Source organism: Mesorhizobium sp. LEGMi-168a, assembly GCF_058312955.1.
This window is the reverse complement of record NZ_JBZEGV010000120.1, coordinates 1-1,194: the sequence shown is the minus strand read 5'-3', so window position 1 is coordinate 1,194 and position 1,194 is coordinate 1. Positions and strand designations below refer to the sequence as shown.

Here is a 1,194-nt window from a genome sequence, read left to right as displayed (position 1 = left end):
TGCAGGACTGTTGGTGGGCTGAAATGACGTTGGAACCAGCCTCGCCCCATACCGAGCAGATCGGCAAGTGCGCTTCCGATCTCTGGGACAACTCCGTCGAGTACTGCAGACTGCAGCGCCAGCAGGTTTCGCGCAAAGCCAGGGGCCACGGTCTCATCGGGGAAGTACGTGCATCCAGCAAACGGACGTCGGTCGCCTTCGTTCTCGATCCCGAGGTCGAACATCTCCTTCGGATCGGGGCCGGCCTCGGGATGTAGTACCTCGCCGTGCAAGGGACTATATCCGCGCGCTACAGCGGGGTGTACGTCTTGGGCGGCATGACCGTAGCGCTCCTTGACCGACTGTGGCAAGTTGAAGAATCCTCGGGAAGCCTCAATGGCTTCTGCGATCCGGTCTTTCGGGATACCATGCTCGACAAGATAGAAGAAGCCGAACTTTTCGCAGGTCGAGCGTAGGCGCGCGCGCTCTTCGTCTCGTGTTGCGTCAGCTGCTAGTTTAGCCAGTGAAATTTGCGGTAGCCCAGTCATAGCATGAATCCAACTTTGGCCGAGGACACGCGTGGAGCTAACGACCATCTCCCGATCTTCGATAATCGAAATGATGGATACTCTGGCACGTGTCACGATTAGCGTTGTTGTTGTTTACTTCGTCACGTTCGGAAGTTCTTCTGACGATACAGCAACGTTGACTGAAGTCATGTTAATACAGGTTAAAGTCTTGTTAAACGTTTGTTAAATTGCTACACATTTTGTTCTGAAGTGTTCATATTTATTAACGTCCCAATTTCCGGAATGCACCTCTCGTAAGTCTATGTCGGACCTCCGACATCGTCGCAGATCGAACGAGGCGGAATTTCGACCGGAAGAATCCTTGTCCCCACCCGCGAGAACGCCAAGCAGCCGAGCCGGCGTTGTCGAGTTCCTAACCATGCCGTTTGGTCTAGCTTTTCTGGTGGTTGTCATTTAGTCTTTGAATTTTATCAACAATATTTCTTTGAAGCCTGTTGCGCGACAGTTGGCACAATTTTTGATCCTCGCTGAGGGACGGCAAGAGGTACCCTCCAGGGTCGAGTACACCCGCTTGGTCCTGAATTCGAAGTCGCAGGACACCTGAACAGCCTCGACACGTTCGCGACAGTGCAGTCGCCTCTAACTTCCAGGGGGCAATAAGAAGCTGCAAAAGAGCATGCTACCA

At 53.2% G+C, this 1,194-nt stretch carries 1 protein-coding gene; it reads right to left on the bottom strand.

Annotated elements, in window-relative coordinates; all coding sequences use genetic code 11:
- Window positions 1-527: 2-oxoglutarate and iron-dependent oxygenase domain-containing protein (locus AC4FWB_RS34325; RefSeq protein ID WP_491030633.1), on the bottom strand; the 527-nt coding region annotated here is incomplete at its 3' end.
- Window positions 528-1,194 lie beyond the last annotated feature (667 nt).